Origin of the sequence: Micromonospora sp. NPDC005710 (genome assembly GCF_040630995.1) — a bacterium.
Lineage (GTDB): Bacteria > Actinomycetota > Actinomycetes > Mycobacteriales > Micromonosporaceae > Micromonospora.
On sequence record NZ_JBEXYP010000010.1, the window covers coordinates 101,875 to 120,782 of the forward strand.

Consider the following 18,908-nt stretch of genomic DNA (forward strand, 5'->3'; position numbering starts at 1 on the left):
TTTCAGGTTAATTATCAAGAGGGACCGGATGTGGAACCGGGAAGGGCCGGATCGTCCGAGACGATCCGGCCCTCCGCTCCGACCGGAAGACCGGATCAGAGCAGACCGCCGGTGATACCCAGCAGCCCGTGATCGGACGAGGCGTGCGAGTCGCCGAGCACACCATCGGTGACCCCACCGGTCACGTCACCGACCGTGTCGGTGACACCGGGGAGGAGGCTGTCCACCTGGTGCGTCACGCCGCCCACCGTCGACGGCACGTCGAGCGGCGGGACCCCGCCGACGATGCCGTCGCCGTGCCCGAGGCCCAGCCCGCCAAGGGTGTCGTCGACACCGAGGGAGCTGACCACCCCGCCGAGCTGGCCGTGGGTGCCGGAGAGGACACCGCCGGTCAGGTCGCCGCCGATCAGGTTCGAGTCGGCGACGCCGAGCAGGCCGCTCGGGTCGCCGACGGTGCCGGTGACGTCCCCGAGCACCGGGTCCGCTATCGCGTCCACCGGCTGCACCACGTCGGCGTCGAGGGTGTGCGCCACGTCGGAGACACCGGCCAGGTCGGTGTCGAGGCCGTACGGACCGACGCCCAGACCGATGCCCGGCAGCACGGTGACCCCGGCGGCAGCGGTCGACGGGTCGACAGCGATGGCACCGAGCACACCGGCCTTGACGTCCACGCCACCGGGCGAACTCGTGACGCTGATCTGCTGCGCCACGCTCTGCAACTGACCCACCACATCGGTCGTGTCGGTGAGCAGCGGGTCCAGCCCGAGCTGCCCGACCGGCGAGGCCAACGGCGCGAGGCCCGCCCCCGGCGCGTAGTCGACGACAAGCGGTACGACGTCCTGCACGTCCGCGGCAGTGATGTCGGTGAGCCCGGCGCCCCGCAACGCGCCCTCGGGGTCGAGGTCGAAGGCCGACCGCGCGTCCGGGTTCGTCAGTAGGTCGAGCACGAAGTCGTGGAGCGTCTGCTGCGAGTCCATGTGCCGGTTCTCCTCGGATGTGGCCTGTGCGGGGTGTCGTACGTCGACGGTGACGACGCTATTGCCGGGGCCACCCCCGGGCATCGGGGCTCAGCCCGCATCCGTGCCGGTTGAACTAGGGGCTCCGCCACCTCGTACGTTAGGGGGACAGGGGGAAACCGTCCCGGCGAGATTAGGGTCCCGACCAGGGACTGATCTCTGGTACGAACGTAGGAGCCCGCGGGGTTCGCCGGGGGTGGGTCGTCGGGCAGCCGACGCCATCGCCACCGACCGGCCGACTCACGGGGAGAGACAGAGACAATGCCGTACGTCCTGGGGATAGACATCGGAAGCAGCTACACGGCCGCCGCCGTCGCGCGGCGACGCGGCCCGACCTGGACCCGCCCCGAGGCCGTCCCGCTGAGCGCCGGCTCACCCCTCATGCCCTCGGTGCTGTGCCTGGCGGAGGACGGGTCGCTGCACGTCGGCGAGCCCGCGACCGACGACGGCAGCCGCACCACCCGGGACTTCGTCCACCGGATCGGCGACGACGTGCCGGTGCTGCTCGGCGGCGAGCCGTGCGCGCCGCAGACGCTCACCGCCGAGCTGGCCGCGTGGGTGGTGGAGCGGGTCCACGCCCAGGAGGGTGGCGCGGCCGAGGCGATCGTGCTCAGCCACCCGGCGGGGTGGCGCCCGTACCGGCGGGAGGTGCTGCACCGGGCACTGTCCAATCTGGGCCTACGGCACGTGACGTTGCTGCCCCGCACTGTCACGGTCGCCGAAAGTCACGCCGCTCGGGGGTTCGCGGGCAGCACCGCAGTGGTCTACGCCCTGGGCGGCAACAGTTTCGAGGCGGCTCTCGTGCGCCGCACCGCACGCGGCACGTTCGAGACGTTCGGCACCCCGCAGGGTCTCGACCCGATCGGTGGCGCCGACTTCGACGAGGCGCTCGCCGAGCATGCTCGTACCCTGCTGGCCCGGGAGTTGGCAGCGACCGGGCGTCGCGGGGCCCAGGCCGCGCTGCGCGGGCTGCGCGCGGAGTGTGACCGGGTCAAGCGGGTGCTGACCGTCGACCTCACGGCCGACGTGGTGCTGACCCTGCCGAGCGGCCCGGCCCGCGTGCCGGTGACCCGGGCGCAGTTCGAGGCCATGATCCGCCCGACGGTGCAGGCCACCGTCGACCTGCTGCTGCGGGCCGTGCGCAGTGCCGACCTGACTCCGGGGCAACTGGACGGCGTTCTGCTGTCCGGCGGCTCCACCCGTGTTCCGCTCGTGACCGAGCTGATCGGCGCGGCTCTCCCGGTGCCGGTCGAGGTGGAGCCGGCCCCACAGTTGACCGCCGCCACCGGGGCGGCGATGGCCGCCTGTCAGGTGGTGTCACCACGCCCCCGCCAGCCGCCGCCGGCCCGTGTCCCGGCCCCGGTCAGCGGTGCCGGGCGGGCCACCCTGCCGGCTCCACGCCGCCCCCACCACACCGTTCCGGGCGATCCGCCACCGCGGCCGCCGGTCCGGGTCCTCCCACTGGAACTGCCGAAGCCGTCCCGCCTGGCGCTGGCCCGTGGCCGCGGACGCGAAGGATGACCCCGATGATCATGAATGACCTCGCCGTCCCAGGGTTGACAGTGGACAAGGGGCTGCGGGCCCTGCTGGACGCTGTCGTGCAGGATCCGACCGGCCCACTGACCGTCGGCATCGCCGGCCCCGCCGGTCACGGGAAGACCGCACTGCTCGCCGAGGTGGAGCACATTCACCAACGCGCCGGCATCGCCGTCCGCACTGCCGCTCCGCGGCCGGGTGAGCAGGTCGACCCCGACACTGTGGTGCTCGTCGACGACGCGCACCTGCTCGACGACGCGCGGATCGAGGCGCTGGCGCGTCTGGTCGCCGGCCGTCGACACCGGCTGGTGGTCGCCTACCGTCCGTGGCCCCGGTCAGCGGCGTTCAGTGAACTGGTCGACGCGCTGCGACGCGACGGGCAGAGCGTGCTGCTCACGCCGTTCACGCGGGAGCAGACCGCCGCTCATCTCGCCGCCACACCCGAGCTGGGCCGACCCGCTGACCTGGTCGACTTCGTCCACACGCAGACCGCCGGCGTACCCCGGGACGTGGAACGGTTGGCCCGTGGCCTGGCCGGCGCGGCGACCCGGACCGGCACGATCGTCGACCCACCCCGGTCCGTCATCCTCGAATTCGGGCCGGACCTGGACGTTCAGCCCACCGCGGTACGACGACTGCTGCTCGCCGTCGCGGCCGGCGGGGCGATGCCGGTGAGCATGCTCGGTGCGCTGCTGGGTCGGGACCCGGCCGGGGTGGACGAGTTGATCGCCAGTACCAGGGCGGCCGGGCTGCTCGGCGCCGACGGCCGGCTCGCGCCGATCGTCCGGCGGGCCGTCGCGACGCTCAGCCCCACCACCGAGCGGACGGCTGTCTGGCGTCGGCTCACCGAGTTGCAGCTCGCCCGGGGCGGCGCGGTGCTGCCGCTGGTCCGCTCCCTGCTGGCGGTCGGCGCGCTCGGCGACTGCCCGGCCGCGACAGTGGCCGCCGCGGCGGATGAGGCGCTGGCCGACGAGCCGGCGTTCGCCGCCGAACTGTTCGCGGCGGCCACGGCGGCCGGACAGCCGCCCAACGCGCGGCAGGCGCTTGCCGCCGCGCTCGCCGGTGACCTCGACGACGCGCTCCGGCTCGCGGACCGGCTGCTGGCCACCGCCGCTCCCCCGGACCGCTCCGACGCGGCAGTGGTCGCCGCCACCGCCCTGGCCCACCGTGGTCACGTCGGCCGCAGCGTCGAACTGTTCCGCTGGTCGGGCACCGCCTCGGCGGCGGCGTTCGCCATCGTCGGCGGGCTCGCCGGCGGAGATCTGGCCGCCGCCAGCGCACCACCGGCGGGTGACCCGGCGGGCGAACCGCCCACCCTGCACGCCAGCGCGGCGCGGCTGATGGCCAACGGCGTACGGGAGAGCGTGACCGGCCCGCCGACCGCCGCGCTCTCCGCGCTCGTGCAGGCCGCCGCGTTGCTGGAGCCGGACGGGCGAGCCGCGCTGCTGCCGGACAGCCCTGCGGCCCTCGCCGCGCTGACGGCGGTGCACTGCGGTGAGCTGGAGATCGCCGAGCGGGTGCTGCACCGGGCGCTGGGCGCCGGTGTCGGTGGCCCGCTGATGGCCCGCCGGCACCGGCTGTTGCAGGCCTGGATCCTGATGGTCCGGGGCGAGATACACGCCGCCGGCGAGCGCCTTGCCGCTGTGACGCTCGACGGGCGACCACTGGAGTCCCGCGACCAGCTCTTCGCCGCCGCGATCCGGATGGGCATCGGTCGGCGCAACAGTGACCTCGGGGCGCTCAAGCGGGGTTGGGGGCAGGCGCTGGAGGCGGTGGTACGACACCCCGTCGACCTGTTCACCCTGCTGCCGTTGGGTGAGCTGGCCATCGCGGGCGCGCGACTGGGTGACCTGGCCCGGCTCGCGCCGTACCTGCACCAGGGGCGAGCGCTGCTCGACCGGCTCGGCAGCCCACCACTGTGGAGTGTGCCGATGCACTGGAGCGGGCTGCACGCCGCGATCCTGACAAGCGAGCCGACTGTCGCCGACGAACACGTGGCGGCGTTGCTCGCCGCGGCCGACCACAGCCGGTACGCGGCAGTGGTCGCCGCCGCCGCGGAGAGCTGGGTGGAGGTGCTCCGCGGGTTCGTCGACCCGGCCCGGGTGGAGGCCGCCGCGCGCGGGCTGCACGACACCGGGTTGTGCTGGGACGGCGCCCGCCTCGCCGGGCAGGCCGCCATCCGCACCGCCGACCGGCGGGCGATGACCACACTGCTGGAGTGCGCCCGAGCGTTGCAGGGGCGGCCGTCCGGCGGCCCTGGCGGGCAGCCACCGACGACCGGCGCGAGCACGGCACGGGTCGTCGGCCCCACCCAGCACGGGCTCAGCGACCGCGAGTACGAGGTCGCCGAGCTGGTATTGGCCGGCCTGACCTACCGGGAGATCGGCGATCGGCTCTTCATCTCGGCCAAGACCGTCGAACACCACGTGGCGCGGATGCGCAACCGGTTGAACTGCGCCAACCGCGCCGAGCTGTTGGCGCTGCTGCGCACCCTCGTCGCCGACCGGGCCAGCGACACGGCCGGGCAGCCATGGCCGCAGCGGGCCGGCCGATGACCAGCGTCGACGTTCGGCTGATCCGGATCCGGCTGGCCGTCCTGGCCGCCGTGCTGATCACCCTGTGGTCGTACGCGGCGTACGTGTCCAGCCAGGACGCCGTCGACCTGCTGCGCGTCCGGGCGCTGGCGGACACGCTGGGCCAACCCATCGACCGCCTGATCCTGAGTCTGCAGGCGGAACGCCGGATCACCGCCGAGACGGTCACCGGGGCGGGGCAGCCGACACCAGCGCTGGCCGGGGCCCGCGAGGGCACCGATCGGGCCGCCGCCGAGATCCGCGAGTTCACCGAGGGCCACGGCCTTCGGTTGCTCAGCGCCGGGGCCGTCCGCGACCGGGCCGGCGAGCTGGTCCGACGGCTCGACGGCCTGGGCATTACCCGATCGACTGTGGACGCCGGCCGGCTCGCCCAGGGCGGCGCCAGCGCCGGGTACGACGACGTCATCGACGTGGCCTTCCGGGTGTACGGCCCGGAGTGGGGCGCGTACGAGAGCGGGTTGGCCGCCGACACCAGGGCGGTGATCGCGCTGGCCCGCGCCCGGGAACTGCTCGCCCGGGAGGACACGTTGGTCAGCGCGGCCCTGACCGGCGCGCGACTGGGCGTCGACGAGCGGCGCCGGCTGGCCACACTCGTCACCGTCCAGCGCTACGCGCGCACCGAGGCCGTGGCCGAGCTTCCGCCGGACGGCCAGGGCGAGTACCAGCGCCTCGCCGCCGGTCCCGAATTCGTGGCCCTGCTCGACCTGGAGAACCGGCTGCTGCTCCAGGCGGGCAGCGCGGACGCCCTGGCCGGCCTCACCGCGCAGGCCTGGCGGGCCGCGGTGGACACCGCCCTCGGCGCGTTGCAGACGCTCGTGACGACCACCGCCCGCAGCAGCGTCGAGCGGGCCACCCCCGGTGCCGTCGTGCTCGTCGCGCGTACCGGCGCCGTGGTGGGGCTCGGCCTCATCGTCGTGCTGGTGCTCCTGCTGAGTTGGGCGGGCACCATCCGCCGCCTGACCGACGAGCTGACGAGGCCGGCCACTGACCTCCCGGTTGCGGCGCGGGACACTCAGCCCTCGCCGCCGCGCGCGTCCCCGACGAGGGATGACGCGGAGCGGGAGCTGTTCCTGGGGCTGACCCGACGTAACCAGGTCCTGCTGCGCGACCAACTCAGCCTGCTCGACGGCATGCAACGTCGGGAACGGTCCGCCGAGGAGACCGGTGACCTGTTCCAGCTCGACCACCTCACCACCCGGATCCGGCGCAACGTGGAGAAACTGATCACGTTGGCGGGCACGAGACCCGCCCGCCGTTGGCGACGCCCGGTGCCGCTGCTCGACGTGGCCCGCGGCGCGGTCGCCGAGGTGCCGGAGTACCACCGGGTCCTGATCGCCCCACACTGGCCGTGGTCGCTCGCCGGGCCGGCCGTTACGGACGTCATCCACCTGCTCGCGGAGCTGGTCGAGAACGCCCTGGCGTTCTCCGGGGCGGACACCACGGTGCGGGTCAGCGGCGAACACCGACCGCAGGGGTGCGCCGTTCTCATCGTCGACGACGGGCCCGGCCTGGACGCCGCCGCGCTGGCCGAGGCGAACCACCTGCTCGGCAGCCCGCCACCGGACGGCCCGCCACCGGGCCGCGCCGGCTGGTACGCCGCCGCCGTCCTGGCCGGCCGCTGCGGCGCCCACGTCTCGCTGCGTCCCGGCCGGCGCGGCGGAACGGCCGCCGTCGTGCTCCTTCCCGCCCGGTTCGTCACCGACACCGGCGGCCCACCGGCCGGCGCACCGGCCGACACCCCGTACCCACCGGCCCGCACCGGCACCGACCTACCCGACCCGAACGGCGACGGGGCACTGCCGACGCGGGTCCGCCACTCCGCGCCAACCGGCCCGGGCCATGGCAGGACCAGCCTCGACACTGTCGAGTTCCCAGTCGCGAGAACAGCAAGGAGACATCAATGACGTCTGCAGTGGTCACCAAGGCCGGCCTGACCGACGCCCTGAACAGCCTGGTCGACCGGGTGCACGGCGCGGAGTTCGCCGTGGTGCTCTCACCGGACGGGTTGCCACTCGGCGGCTCGCGGCGGGTGGGGGACGACCTGGCCGAGCAGATATCGGGAGTGGTCGCCGGGCTGATCGCGTTGGGGCTGGCCGCCACCCGGACCTGCGACGCGGGTCACCTGCGCCAGGTCGTGGTGCAGATGTCGCGGGCGTTCCTGTTCATCGCCACCATTCCGAACGGGACCATCCTCACCGTCCGGATCGCCGGTGACGACGTCGAGGTCGGTGACATGGCGTACGAGGTGGCGCTCTTCGTGGGGCAGGCCGAGCAGCACCTGCCGATCACGCTGGGCCCGGCCTCCTCGGTGACGATCGGGGACACTGGTGCACTCCAGCGGCGCCACTGACGAGGCCTGGTACGACGACGACGCGGGCCCGGTAGCCCGGCCCTACACGATGACCGGGGGGCGTACCGCCCCCGCACGCGGCCAGTTCGACCTGATCTCGCTGGTCGTGGCCAGGCGGGGGGCCACGCCCCGCACACCGCTCTTCCCCGAACAGGCGCGGATCGTCGAGCTGTGTCACCATCCAGTGTCGGTGGCCGAGGTCGGCGCCGAACTGGACCTTCCGCTGGGAACGGTCCGGGTGCTGCTCGGCGACCTGCTGGCGGCCGGGCTGATCGAGACGCACGAACCGCCGATGCTGTCGGAGCTGCCGAACGAGGATCTGCTTGAGGCGATACTCGTCGGGCTTCGCGCACTGTGACCGGGCAGGTGTCACCCGCGACCCGGACGGATCGTGGGCGCGCACCTGGCAACGAACTGAAGGAGAGACAGGCAGTGCCGGCAACACCACCCCAGCCACGCCGTACCGTGGCGATCATCCTGCTGGACCGGGTCGTGGCCCTCGTCGCGGCCGGACGGCGGGTGCTCACCGGTCGGGAGGACATCTCGCGGTCCACCTGGGTGGCGGTCATCGCGGCGCTCGGGGTGCTTGTGGCGACGGCCGTGTCCGTCGTCGGGGTGCTGCGTACGCCGGAGAAGTTGACGCCGGTGACCCTCGACCCGCCGCCGTCGGTGGAGCAGGTCGGCGCGTCACCGTCCGGCACCCCCCGCGCGCAGGCACGGCCGGCGGTCACCAGCCCGGCGGTGCCCGCTGACCCACCCGCCTCGCCCACCGCGGTTCCGCCGGCCGTCGCGTCCTCGTCCCCGCCGACACCGACAGGTGTGACAGCCGAACCGACACCGGCGGCCCTGGGCGCCGACTTCGCCATCACTGACAATGCCCTGCTCAGCTACGGCGCGACCGTGACGATCAACAATCCCGGCTCGGTCCCGGCACGCGGGTGGACGCTCGTCGTCACCCTGCCCCGGGAGTCGCTGGGGATCAGCGGCGTCGAGGGAGCGCGGGCCAGCCGGGACGGTGCGGTGTGGACGTTCGTGCCGGACGGCGACACCGGTCAGGTGCCCGCCAGCGCGTCCGTCCCTGTCACGTTCCGGGTGAACGGATCGTTGACCGGCTCCGCCCCGAAGGCGTGCACCATCGACGGGGCCGCCTGCTCCGGCCTGTCGAGCTGACCATTCGGAAGGTCCCACGACCAGGCGTGTCCGCGTCGGCCGGCGTCCTCAGTGGATGGGAACGGGTACCTCGGTCCGCTCCCGTACCAGTGGCAGCGCCGGCGCCAACGCCAACCCCATGAGCAGGCCGCCGATGGGGAGCAGGTCGAGGGTGACCGCCGGCAGGACGATGCCGACGAGGAGCAGCGGCACACTCCACCGCGGCAACCGCCGTCGGGCGGCGAGCATGCCCGTGAGGACGAACAGGCCGACAAAGAACAGCTGCGGTACGACGTCGTAGAAGGCCACTTCCACGCCCGGGAGGTCCTTGAACTCCGCGCCCAGCGTCGACATCTCCGCCCGGTCCTCGGCCAGAAGCCCCTCCACGATGTCCGCGCCGAACTGCACGACCGTCGCGGCGAGGCCGACAAGGGTGGCGGCCACGACCCCGGTACGCCACGGACCGCCGGGTAGCAGGCGGGCCAGCGCGAGCACACCGGGGACGAAGCACACCATGCCGGCGAGGGCGACCAGGTGCGCGGCCTGCCAGTCGAGCCCGGGGCCGTACACCCCGTCGGATCGTGCCCACAGCCGAACCAGGCCGTAGGCCACGATGCCGACCGGTCCGGCGATCACAGAGAGCGCAGCGCGTTTCATGCCAGCCAGCATGTGGCCGGCGACGCCCGGCGACCTCCGGGACCTTCCCTTGGGTGGCCCCGGGTTCTGTCTCAGGTCTTTCACCGAGCAACCCCGAGACCCCGCGCTCAACGCTCGCTGATGAGGGGGGCGTAGTCGCCGCGGGTGAGTGGTCTGCTGGACAGGGAACCGTCGGCGCGGGGCACACCGAGAGCCTTGCCGTCGCGCAGGAAGGCCACAGTGGTGACGTCGTCGCGGCTGGTCAGGGTGCAGACGATCTGCCCGAAGGCGAGGACCTCGTCGCTGCGCCCCCCGACGTCGGCGGGTTCGTCCACCGCGACCAGTGCCTGCGTCCCGGTCACTGTCGCGCGGGCGGCGTTGACCGCCCCGGGCAACGCGCTGGTCAGATCGCTGTCCCGTTCGGCCGCGCTGGGCCCGGTGAGCAGATGCCGCAACTGGTCGGCGATCGTGGGTGGGCTGTCGACGCGCCGGACCACCGGGACGATGCCGTTGTCGCGGACCAGGCAGATCGTCTCGGCGGCACTGCCGGCCGGTGCGGTGGTGTCGGCGGGCGCGGCGCTGCGGAGCGGCCCTGGTGGGGGCGGCACGGTTCGAGGGGTGTCGTCGGTGGGGACGCCGCACCCGGTCAGCAGCACGCCGAGCGCCAACGCGACGAGACGACCGGGTCTCATGACAGGCTCTCCGGCAGGGTGACCCGGAAACAGGCGCCCCCGCCCGAGCGGTCGCCAACCGCCACCCGCCCCCCGTGCGCGGCGGCGTGCTGGGCGACCAACGCCAGCCCGAGACCGGTGCCATCACCGCCGCCTCGGGTGTGGGCGGCCCGCCCCCTGACGAACCGGTCGAAGATCGCCTCGCGGTCCTCGACCGGGACCCCCGGACCGTCGTCGTCGACCTCGATGAAGCCGCTGTCCCCGTCCCGGCCCAGACGAACAGCCACCGGGCCACCGCCGTAGGTGACCGCGTTGTCGAGCAGGTTCGCCAGAATCTGGGCGATCCGCCGCCGCTCGACCTGCCACGTCGGGGGCACGTCCGGCGCCAGGCGGACGAGGGCGCCCGGCAGGTCGTACGCGTCGCAGGTCTCCCGGGCCAACTCCACCACGTCCACCGGTGCGCGGTGGGCGGGCTGGTCACTGCGGGCCAGGTCGATCAGGTCGTTGACGAGACGCTGGAAACGGTCGATCTCGTCGGCCACGAGCCCGGCGGCGGTGGCCGTCCGTTCGTCCTGGTGTTCCCGACGTCGGGCCAGGACGCTTGCCGCCGCGGCGAGGGTCTGCAACGGGGAACGCAGTTCGTGGCTGACGTCGGCGGCGAACCGGCGGTCCCGCTCGATGCGTCGGGCGAGGCGGTCGACCATCTCGTTGAACGACGAGGAGAGGCGGGTGAGGTCGGGGTCGGTTGCCGGGTCGAGCCGGGCGGTGAAGTCACCGGCGGCGATCTTCTCGGCCGCGTCGGCGACGGCCGTCAGCGGCCGCAGCCCGTGCCGGGTGGCGTACCAGGCGAGGGTCGCGCCGGACCCGGCGACCAGCACCGCGACGCTGGTCAGCGCAAGGGCCAGGACCCGGAAGGTCTGCTCCAACTCGCGCAGCGAGTTGACCTCGAAGTACGTCGCGGACGCGGACAGCGGCACACCGACCACCAGGGCCGGTTGCCCGTCGACGCGGACGCGCTGCACGGCCGGCTCCCCGGCGGCGACGACCCGGAGCAGGTCGGCGGGGATGGCGGCGGTGGTGCCGGGATCGGCGGCGCGGGCGTACCACTCGCCGTTGAGGTGCAGCACCGGTCGACGGGTTCCGCCGGTGTCCAACGAGCGCAGCACCTCCACCACGTCCGGGGTGTCGGTGTCGAGGCCGGCATGCACCACGGCGGCGTCGAAGTAGGCGGCCCGCAGGGCGATGCGTTCCCGGTCGTCGAGCAGGGACCGGCGGGTCAACTCGTAGGAGATCAGGGCCATCGACGCCGACAGCAGGAGCGCGCCGACCGCGAACGCGGCGGTCACCCTGGTGCGCAGTCCGAGGCGTCTCATCGTTGCAGCTTGTAGCCCAGGCCCCGCAGGGTGACCAGGTGCCGGGGGTTCGCCGGGTCCGGCTCGATCTTCTGCCGGAGGCGGCCCACGTGCACGTCGACGAGCCGTTCGTCGCCGCTGTCGTACCCCCAGACCCGTTGCAGCAACTGCTGACGGGACAGCACCCGGCCGGCGTGCTCGGCCAGCTCACAGAGCAGCCGGAACTCGGTGCGGGTGACGGTGACCTGTTGGCCGGCGCGGCGCACCTCCCCGGCCTCCGGACTGATCTCCAACTCCCCGAAGGCGACCGCCGGCACGGGCGCCGGTGCCGAGGCCGCGGTCACCGGCCGGGCACGGCGACGCAGCGCCCGCAGCCGGGCGGTCAACTCCCTGATCGCCACGGGTTTGACCACGTAGTCGTCGGCGCCGGCCTCGAGAGCGGCGACGATGTCGTCGGTGCCGTCGCGGGCGCTGACCACCACGATCGGGACGTCGTCCTCGCGGCGCAACTGCCTGATGCACTCGAAGCCGTCGAGGCCGGGCAGCATCAGGTCGACGAGCACGTAGTCGGCGGGATGGTGGCGTTGGGCGCGCAGGCCCTCCTCGGCCGTGGCCGCGCCGAGGGCGTCGTAGCCCTCGTCCTCGAGTGCGAGCAGCAGCGCGAGCCGGATGCGGTCGTCGTCCTCGATCACCAGTACGGCCGTCATGCCGGAATCATCCTCGGCCGACCGCCGGGCGGCCAATTACGCCGGCCGGACGGCCGCTTTGTCACACAACTGTCACAGAGCCTTGCAGTGACCGCCAACCCCGCCGAGCACGGTGGGGAGGGAACGGGATCGACGGAGAGGGGTACGGCGATGACGACGCCGGTGCTGCCCGCGAGGTACACGCTGCCGCTGGTCGAGGTTCGGGTCAGCGAACTCGATCTGGGCTGTCTGTCGGAGGTCGGCGCGGTGTTCGACCGGCTGCTGGCGCTGCGGCCCGCACTGGTGGTGCTCGACCTGTCCGACTGCCAGCACCTCGACGCCGCCGCCATCGGTCTGCTTCTCGACGTGCACCGGCGGCTGGCTCGCGCCGACGCCGCCCTGACCGTCCGCAACCCGAACCCCCGGGTCCGGCGCATCCTGCACATCACCCGCCTGGATCAGGTGCTTCCGATAGTGAGTGAGGAAGGACCAGCAGCATGACCGTCGTCCCGGACGATTATCTGATGACCCTGATTTGCGACACCTGCGGCGAGACCATCCGCGGCACCGCGTGTGTGCTTCCCGACGCCGAGGTCGTGTGGACGCTGGTGGCCGAGCACGGCTGGAGCGGCTCCCCCTTCGCCACGGGGCCGCACCGCTGCCCGCACTGCAGCCTGCTGCCCGCCTCGACCGGCGGTCACTCGCCGTGCGACGACCACGGCCCCGGGGGCATCCTCGGCATCGACCACCTCGACGGCACGACAGTCATCGCGGCCGGCGGCGACATCGACCTGGACACCGGTCACAACCTGCGCACGGCCCTGCGGCACGTGGCCGAGGTGGGAGGGCATGTCGTCGTCGACCTGAGCCGGGTGCACATCATCGACTCGACCGGCCTCAGCCTGCTGGTCCGCGCCCACCGTGACGCCCGCGAACGCGGCGTCACGCTCTGCCTCGCCGGGCCGTCACGATTCGTCCGCACCGTTCTGCACACCATGCGTCTGGACGGGGCTTTCCCGATCTTCGACAGTCGCGAGGACGCCCTCACCCAGTTGTCCGACGGTGGGGCGACGACCCTTCCCGAGGGCCACGCGGTGGCCGTTCGCCGCTGAGGGGGCGGGGCCGACCGGGTGGCGAGCATGTTTCATGCTGGAGTAGTGATTCGTTTCGTACTGAATGTGCTGTGGCTGGTCTTCGGCGGTGGCCTCGTGCTGGCGGTCGGCTACGGCATCGCCGCGCTCATCTGCTTCGCCCTGGTCATCACCATCCCGTTCGGCGTCGCCTCGCTGCGCCTCGCGGTCTACTCGCTGTGGCCGTTCGGTCGCACGGTGGTGCCCAAGCCGGGCGCGGGCGTCGGCTCCGGGCTGGCGAACATCCTCTGGGTGGTGTTGGCCGGGTGGTGGCTCGCGCTCTCCCACATCCTCGCGGGCATCGCCCTCTGCGTCACGATCATCGGGATTCCCTTCGGCATCGCCAACTTCAAGCTCGTTCCGGCCGCGTTCTGGCCCCTCGGCCGCGAGGTCGTCGAGGCACCCTGACCCGCTCCCGGTAGGTCCACAGCACCCCACCGGGCCCGGGTTCGCGCCGCGTTTGCGGAAATCGACAGCGGCTACGCTGCGCCCTGTGGAGTTCCAGGTGCTCGGAGATGTCGCGGCCAGCCACCGGGGCAACCCGGTTGAACTGGGTCGACGGCAGGAGCGCTGCCTGTTGGGGTTGCTGTTGCTGGAGCCCGGCCGGGTGCTGCTGACGGAGCGTCTGATCGAGTTGCTCTGGAGTGACGTCGACGCCGCTGATCGTCGGTCCACCCTGCACACGTACGTGGCCCGGTTGCGGCGCAGACTCGCCCCGTACGGGGTTCGCATCGTCACACGCGGCGCGGGTTACCTGATCGACGTGGACCCCGCGACCGTCGATCTGCACCGGTTCACGGCCGAGGTGGACCGGACGCGCACCATCACCGATCCCGCGGTCCGCGCTCAGGCCCTGGCCGCGGCCCTCGATCTGTGGCGTGGTCCGCTGCTGGCCGGCGTGGCGGACGAGGCACTGCGTCAGCGGCTCGGGAGTGGTCTCGAGGAGCAACGGTTGGCCGCGTTCGAGCGGCGGGTGGAGGCCGAACTGGCGGCGGGTGAGCACGTCCGGGTGGTCGGGCTGCTGGCCGACCTGGTGCGGGAGTTCCCGACCAGGGAGCACGGCATCGAGCTGTTCATGCTGGCGCTGAGTCGGGCCGGTCGGCGTGCCGAAGCTCTGGAGGTCTACCGGGTCGCGCGGCGGACGCTTGTCGAGGAGTTCGGTGTCGAGCCCGGCCAGGATCTCCAGCGCCTGCACCGGCAGATCCTCGCCGACGACCCGGATCTCGCATCCCCGACGCCCGGCGGTGCCGACAACCCGGCCGCGCCACGCCACCTTCCGCGTGACATTCCGGGATTCATCGGCCGCGACGTGGATCTCGTGGCCCTTGACAACGCTCTCGACGACGACGAGACGTCCTCCGGTTTCGCCCCGATCTGCACGATCGGCGGAATCGGCGGGCTCGGCAAGACGGCACTGGCAGTGCACTGGGCGCACCGGGTGGCCCCGCGATTCCCGGACGGCCAGGTGTTCGTCAATCTTCGCGGCCACGGCACCGGTTCGCCGACCCGTCCGATCGACGCACTTGGCCAGCTCCTGCGGGCGCTGGGCGTGCCACCGGAGCGGATTCCCCTCGACGTCGACGAGGCGGCCGCCCTGTACCGGTCGACGCTCGCGGACCGGCGGGTGCTGGTCCTGCTCGACAACGCCATCTCCTCCGAGCAGGTGCGTCCGCTGCTTCCCGGGTCGGGGTACTGCCTGACTGTCGTCACCAGCCGCAACCGCCTCGACGGGCTGGTGGCCCACGACGGGGCGCAGAGCCTGCGGCTGGGCCTGCTGTCCGACGAGGAGGCGTACCAGCTCGTCGCCACGATGATCGGGGCGAATCGCGCGGCGGTGGGCCGGGACGAGATCCTGCAACTGGCGGCGCTCTGCGGAAACCTTCCACTGGCCCTGCGTGTCGCCGCCGCACGGATCGTCGTGGACGAACGTCTGACCGTCGCGGATCTGCTGCTGGAGCTGGCGAACGCCCGGGAGCGGCTGTCCGGGCTGGCCATCGAGGGCGACAGCGCGGTACGCGGGGTCTTCGCGGTGTCCTATCGCGCCCTGCCGGCCGCCGCGGCGCGCGTGTTCCGGCTGTTGGGTCTCGTCCCGAACACGGCACTGTCGGCCGCCGCGGTGGCGGTCCTCGCGGCTCAGACCGAGAACGAGGTCCAGGAGCACATCGACGAACTGGTGGACCGGCACCTCCTCGACGACGATGGCACGGGTCGCTACCAGATGCACGACCTGCTCCGGCTCTACGGCGCCGAGCGGGCCGAGCGGGAGGACTCCGACCACGATCGGCTCGTGGCGGTGGGGCGGCTCGCCGACGCGTACGTCCAGCAGGGTGTGGCCGCCCAGAGCGTGTTCCAGCGCCTACGTCCGCCCCTGCCCATGCGCATTACGCACCCCCTCGCGCAGGCACCCACATTCGACTCGATGAGCACCGCGAGCGCCTGGTTCCAGGCGGAGGGCGGCAACCTCGTGGCGTTGGTCCGGATCTGCGACAACCTCGCAATGGCGCGAGAGACCTGGCAGCTCGCCGACTGCCAGTACCGCCTGCTGGTCCGGGCCCACGCCCTGACGACACTGCGGGAGACCCACGAGCTGGGGGTGGTGGCCGCGCGCCTCGACGACCGGCCGGACGCCGAGCGGCAGATGGCCAGCGGGCTCGGTGTCGCCTACGCACTGGGGCGGAACTTCGACGAGGCCATCAGGTGGATGAAGATCGCCGCGCAGTTGAACCTGGAGCAGAGTTCCCCCCGCGACGAGGTCGTCAGCCACATGAACATCGGCAACGCCTACGGGCAGAAGGGCGACTGGGCCGAGTCCGAGGAGCACCTGCGTCTGGCCCTGACCAGTGCCCGGCAGTTGGACGACGTCTTCATCCTGTGTGTCTGCCTGAGCAATCTCGGGTGGCTCCTGACCGAGCAGGGTCGGGCGCAGGAATCCCTCACCCTCCTCGAGGAGGCGCTGCGGATCGCCGTCGACCACGACATTCGGCAGCAGGTTGCCCCGCTCGAGGTGCATCTCGCGCACCAGAACGCGAACCTCGCGCGGTACGAGTCGACGGTTCGGCACGCGCGGGCCGCGGTGGCCCTGCGGCAGCTCGGCGACCATCTCAGCACCGCTCGCGGGCTCTACTGGCTGGGCGTGGGGCTCGACGGCCTCGGGGCCACCGAGGAAGCGGTCGACAGCTGGCGGGAGTCCCTCGCGTTGATGACCGACATCGGCAGCGGCGACGCCGAGTATCCCGCCGCCGCCCTCGCGCGGGCCGGCCACCCGGTACCGCTCGATCCGGCCTGATCCAGCCGGTCGGTCGGCTTGGTAAGGGTTTGGTCAGATCGCCCCGTCAGTCTCTCGGTAGAGCCGGCGTGGATCGACGGGCCGGGTGGACCCAGAGGGGTGGGCGATGCTCAGGAACCTGCCATCGATCATCGCGTGGTGCGGCGGCAGCGTTGCCGCGATCTCCGATCCGTCGTAGCACTGGTGACCCGAGGCCGCGCGAGCACGAACCGTCTCCGCAGGGCCAACACGGGGGTGGCCCTGCGGAGACGCTGTACCTAGTTGCCGAGCGTGACGTGCAGGATCTTCTCGTTGCTGTTGTTCGGGGTGCTGTCCTTGTCGCCGACTGTCGTGGTGGTCAGCCACAGCCCCCCGTCGGGAGCCGGCTCCACGGTCCGCAACCGGCCGTAGGTGCCGCTGAAGTACGTCTGCACGTTCGTCAGACTGCTGCCGCTGATGACCGCGCGGTACATCCGCGCGCCCCGGGCGCAGGCCACGTAGAGCGCGTCGCGCACGATCGCGATGCCGGAGCAGGACCCGTCGGCGGTCGGATAGGTACGCGCCGGTGCGATGAACCCGGCCGTTCCGCAGGTGCCACTCGTGCCCTCGCACGCCGGCCAGCCGTAGTTTCCGCCCTTGGTGATCAGGTTCGTCTCGTCCATGACCGAGTTGCCGAACTCCTGCTCCCACAACCGGCCCTGCGAGTCGAACGCCAGCCCCTGCGGGTTGCGGTGGCCGTAGCTCCACACGTAGTTGCCGAACGGGTTGTCCGAGGGGACGGTGCCGTCCGGGTTGAGCCGTAGGATCTTCCCTTCGAGGCTGGACCGGTCCTGGGCGTAGTTGCCGTTCTGCGCGTCGCCGGTGCTCGCGTACAGCTTGCCGTCCGGGCCGAACCGCAGGCGACCACCGTCGTGGTACTTGTTGCGCCGGATGCCGCTGAGGAGGACCTGTTCGCTGGCGGTGTTGAGTTGCCCGTTCTCCAGCCGGATCCGCACGATGCGGTTGTCGCTCGGCGAGGTGTGCATGATGTACAGCCAGCGGTCGCTGGCGTAGCTGGCCGAGATGGCGAGCCCGAGCAGGCCACCCTCACCGTCGGTGCTCTGCACGTTCGGCACCGTGCCCAGGTTGGTCTTGGCTCCGGTGGTCGGGTTGAGCTGGATGATGTCGTGCGCGTCGCGGCGGTTGTAGAGGACGCTGCCGTCGGGCAGCGTCACCAGACCCCACGGGATGTCGGTGTCGGTGGTGACCTGTCGCACCCCGCACACCGGGTTGGCGCACGCCGCACCGGTGGTCACCGTCGCGGTGCCACTGCGTGACGAGGTGTTGTCCTGTGCGTCCCGAGCCACCACGTAGTACTGGTAGGAGGTGTTCGCCGCCAGGCCGCTGTCGGTGAACGTGGTCGCGGGCGGCGCACCGGTGACAGTGCCCACCTTCGCCCCGGCCCGGTAGATGTCGTACGCCCGTACCCCGATGTTGTCGGTTGACGCGGTCCAGCGCAGCGTCACAGTGGTGCCCGACGCGGTGCCGGTGAGCTGTTGCGGTGCGGTCGGCGCCTGGCTGTCGGCCTGGCACGCCGGCGGAGTGATCGACACGGTGGCACTCGCCTGGGACACGTTGCCGGCGGCGTCCCGGGCGTTGACGTACAGGCCCCAGGTCGCCCCGGCCACCACGGTGAGGCTGGTGGAGAGCGTCGTGCCGCTCACCGACGTCATCAGCTGGCCGTCGTGGTAGATGTCGTAGAAGGCCACCGCGACGTTGTCCGTCGAGGCGTTCCACGCGAACGTCACCGAGTTGCAGGTCAGGTTGCTCACCCGTGCGCTGCCCGGCGCCGTCGGCGGCTGACTGTCGGCGCTGCCGAGCGACGTCGTCCACCGCTGGTTGGACTGCCCGTTGCAGGTCCAGAGACCGACGGTGGTGCTGTTCGCGGTGCCGGCGCCGGACACGTCCAGGCACAGGCTGGACTGGACCCCGACGATGGTCCCGGAGGTGGTGATCCGCCAGCGCTGGTTGGCGGCACCGTTGCAGTTGTTGATCTGTAGCGCGGCCGGGGCGGTGGTGTCCTGGCCGACCACGTCCAGACACATCGTGTCGTCGTAGACCCGCAGCTCACCACTCGAGGTGAAGGTCCACGCCTGGTTGGCCTGGCCGTTGCAGTCGTAGATGTTGATACCGGCACCGGCGGTCCTGACGTTGCCGACCACGTCCAGGCACCGACCGCTTGCCACACCGACGACCGTCGACGGTGCCGCGGCGGCCGCCGGCACACCGACGGCCAGGCTCAGCAGCGTCACCGCCGCCACTGCCACCGGCAACAGCCGCCGTCGTGGGCGTGTGTTTCTCCGCGCGATGATTCGCATCCATCCTCCAGGTTGAGGGCATCGAACGACCCACCGGGACGACGAAGCGCCCGACCAGGCCGAACATGCACATCGACCATCAAAGATGTGCGTGGCGCCCATGTCAAACGATGTCCCTCGATCAGGGGCAAACCCGCAGATCGGTGTACGAGGCGTCACCTCTGCC

At 72.2% G+C, this 18,908-nt stretch carries 16 protein-coding genes; 10 read left to right on the top strand and 6 right to left on the bottom strand.

The annotated features are described in order from the left end of the window. Positions 1-95 precede the first annotated feature (95 nt). The gene (locus tag ABZ406_RS16020) at positions 96-977 is read right to left on the bottom strand and encodes an IniB N-terminal domain-containing protein (protein ID WP_357761447.1); all 882 of its coding nucleotides are present in this window, start codon (positions 975-977) and stop codon (positions 96-98) included. Between the two features lie 300 nt (positions 978-1,277). On the opposite strand from ABZ406_RS16020, the gene ABZ406_RS16025 reads away from it, so the two are divergent. From ABZ406_RS16025 to ABZ406_RS16050, 6 genes are all read left to right on the top strand, one after another. Then, positions 1,278-2,537: an Hsp70 family protein gene (locus ABZ406_RS16025; RefSeq protein ID WP_357761450.1), complete on the top strand. Its 1,260-nt coding sequence runs from the start codon at positions 1,278-1,280 to the stop codon at positions 2,535-2,537. A gap of 5 nt (positions 2,538-2,542) precedes the next feature. Further along, positions 2,543-5,107: a LuxR C-terminal-related transcriptional regulator gene (locus ABZ406_RS16030; RefSeq protein WP_357761453.1), complete on the top strand. Its 2,565-nt coding sequence runs from the start codon at positions 2,543-2,545 to the stop codon at positions 5,105-5,107. Beyond that, complete coding sequence (locus ABZ406_RS16035; RefSeq protein WP_357761456.1) at positions 5,104-7,050, top strand: nitrate- and nitrite sensing domain-containing protein; 1,947 nt, start codon at positions 5,104-5,106, stop codon at positions 7,048-7,050. Before ABZ406_RS16030 ends, ABZ406_RS16035 begins: the two co-directional genes overlap by 4 nt. Then, a complete protein-coding gene (locus tag ABZ406_RS16040; protein WP_357761458.1) occupies positions 7,047-7,496 on the top strand; it encodes a roadblock/LC7 domain-containing protein in 450 nt (149 codons plus the stop codon). Before ABZ406_RS16035 ends, ABZ406_RS16040 begins: the two co-directional genes overlap by 4 nt. Then, positions 7,474-7,854 (top strand): DUF742 domain-containing protein, encoded by a 381-nt coding sequence (locus tag ABZ406_RS16045; protein WP_357761461.1) that lies wholly within the window; start codon positions 7,474-7,476, stop codon positions 7,852-7,854. The genes ABZ406_RS16040 and ABZ406_RS16045 overlap by 23 nt, the downstream gene beginning before the upstream one ends. A gap of 74 nt (positions 7,855-7,928) precedes the next feature. Further along, positions 7,929-8,666 (top strand): cellulose binding domain-containing protein, encoded by a 738-nt coding sequence (locus ABZ406_RS16050; protein ID WP_357761465.1) that lies wholly within the window; start codon positions 7,929-7,931, stop codon positions 8,664-8,666. A gap of 48 nt (positions 8,667-8,714) precedes the next feature. Here the strand turns inward: ABZ406_RS16050 and ABZ406_RS16055 are convergent, their stop codons facing one another. The 4 genes from ABZ406_RS16055 to ABZ406_RS16070 all read right to left on the bottom strand — a co-directional run bounded on the left by ABZ406_RS16055 (position 8,715) and on the right by ABZ406_RS16070 (position 12,011). After that, complete coding sequence (locus ABZ406_RS16055; protein ID WP_357761468.1) at positions 8,715-9,302, bottom strand: hypothetical protein; 588 nt, start codon at positions 9,300-9,302, stop codon at positions 8,715-8,717. A 107-nt stretch (positions 9,303-9,409) separates the two neighbouring features. Further along, positions 9,410-9,973 carry a GerMN domain-containing protein gene (locus ABZ406_RS16060; RefSeq protein WP_357761470.1) on the bottom strand — a complete coding sequence of 188 codons (564 nt, stop codon included), beginning with the start codon at positions 9,971-9,973 and terminating at the stop codon, positions 9,410-9,412. Beyond that, positions 9,970-11,325: a HAMP domain-containing sensor histidine kinase gene (locus ABZ406_RS16065; protein ID WP_357761473.1), complete on the bottom strand. Its 1,356-nt coding sequence runs from the start codon at positions 11,323-11,325 to the stop codon at positions 9,970-9,972. Before ABZ406_RS16065 ends, ABZ406_RS16060 begins: the two co-directional genes overlap by 4 nt. After that, entirely contained in the window at positions 11,322-12,011 is a 690-nt protein-coding gene (locus ABZ406_RS16070; RefSeq protein ID WP_357761476.1) for a response regulator transcription factor, read from the bottom strand. The genes ABZ406_RS16065 and ABZ406_RS16070 overlap by 4 nt, the downstream gene beginning before the upstream one ends. Positions 12,012-12,161: 150 nt before the next feature. Here ABZ406_RS16070 and ABZ406_RS16075 point away from each other — a divergent pair, with 150 nt between their 5' ends. From ABZ406_RS16075 to ABZ406_RS16090, 4 genes are all read left to right on the top strand, one after another. Further along, positions 12,162-12,491, top strand: a complete 330-nt coding sequence (locus ABZ406_RS16075; protein ID WP_357761479.1) for an STAS domain-containing protein — start codon at positions 12,162-12,164, stop codon at positions 12,489-12,491. Continuing rightward, positions 12,488-13,102: an STAS domain-containing protein gene (locus ABZ406_RS16080; protein WP_357761482.1), complete on the top strand. Its 615-nt coding sequence runs from the start codon at positions 12,488-12,490 to the stop codon at positions 13,100-13,102. Before ABZ406_RS16075 ends, ABZ406_RS16080 begins: the two co-directional genes overlap by 4 nt. A 45-nt stretch (positions 13,103-13,147) precedes the next feature. Then, positions 13,148-13,528 (top strand): YccF domain-containing protein, encoded by a 381-nt coding sequence (locus ABZ406_RS16085; protein ID WP_328653641.1) that lies wholly within the window; start codon positions 13,148-13,150, stop codon positions 13,526-13,528. 85 nt (positions 13,529-13,613) lie between these two features. Then, entirely contained in the window at positions 13,614-16,406 is a 2,793-nt protein-coding gene (locus ABZ406_RS16090; protein ID WP_357761486.1) for a BTAD domain-containing putative transcriptional regulator, read from the top strand. A gap of 257 nt (positions 16,407-16,663) precedes the next feature. Here the strand turns inward: ABZ406_RS16090 and ABZ406_RS16095 are convergent, their stop codons facing one another. Beyond that, positions 16,664-18,742 (bottom strand): PQQ-dependent sugar dehydrogenase, encoded by a 2,079-nt coding sequence (locus ABZ406_RS16095; protein WP_357761489.1) that lies wholly within the window; start codon positions 18,740-18,742, stop codon positions 16,664-16,666. Positions 18,743-18,908 lie beyond the last annotated feature (166 nt).

Excerpts from the sequence above, each read along its gene's own strand:
- ABZ406_RS16075 (WP_357761479.1), top strand. The coding sequence starts at position 12,162 with ATGACGACGCCGGTGCTGCCCGCGAGGTACACGCTGCCGCTGGTCGAG.
- ABZ406_RS16030 (WP_357761453.1), top strand. The coding sequence starts at position 2,543 with ATGATCATGAATGACCTCGCCGTCCCAGGGTTGACAGTGGACAAGGGG.
- ABZ406_RS16025 (WP_357761450.1), top strand. The coding sequence starts at position 1,278 with ATGCCGTACGTCCTGGGGATAGACATCGGAAGCAGCTACACGGCCGCC.
- ABZ406_RS16060 (WP_357761470.1), bottom strand. The coding sequence starts at position 9,973 with ATGAGACCCGGTCGTCTCGTCGCGTTGGCGCTCGGCGTGCTGCTGACC.
- ABZ406_RS16080 (WP_357761482.1), top strand. The coding sequence starts at position 12,488 with ATGACCGTCGTCCCGGACGATTATCTGATGACCCTGATTTGCGACACC.
- ABZ406_RS16035 (WP_357761456.1), top strand. The coding sequence starts at position 5,104 with ATGACCAGCGTCGACGTTCGGCTGATCCGGATCCGGCTGGCCGTCCTG.
- ABZ406_RS16040 (WP_357761458.1), top strand. The coding sequence starts at position 7,047 with ATGACGTCTGCAGTGGTCACCAAGGCCGGCCTGACCGACGCCCTGAAC.
- ABZ406_RS16070 (WP_357761476.1), bottom strand. The coding sequence starts at position 12,011 with ATGACGGCCGTACTGGTGATCGAGGACGACGACCGCATCCGGCTCGCG.
- ABZ406_RS16020 (WP_357761447.1), bottom strand. The coding sequence starts at position 977 with ATGGACTCGCAGCAGACGCTCCACGACTTCGTGCTCGACCTACTGACG.
- ABZ406_RS16095 (WP_357761489.1), bottom strand. The coding sequence starts at position 18,742 with ATGCGAATCATCGCGCGGAGAAACACACGCCCACGACGGCGGCTGTTG.
- ABZ406_RS16055 (WP_357761468.1), bottom strand. The coding sequence starts at position 9,302 with ATGAAACGCGCTGCGCTCTCTGTGATCGCCGGACCGGTCGGCATCGTG.
- ABZ406_RS16065 (WP_357761473.1), bottom strand. The coding sequence starts at position 11,325 with ATGAGACGCCTCGGACTGCGCACCAGGGTGACCGCCGCGTTCGCGGTC.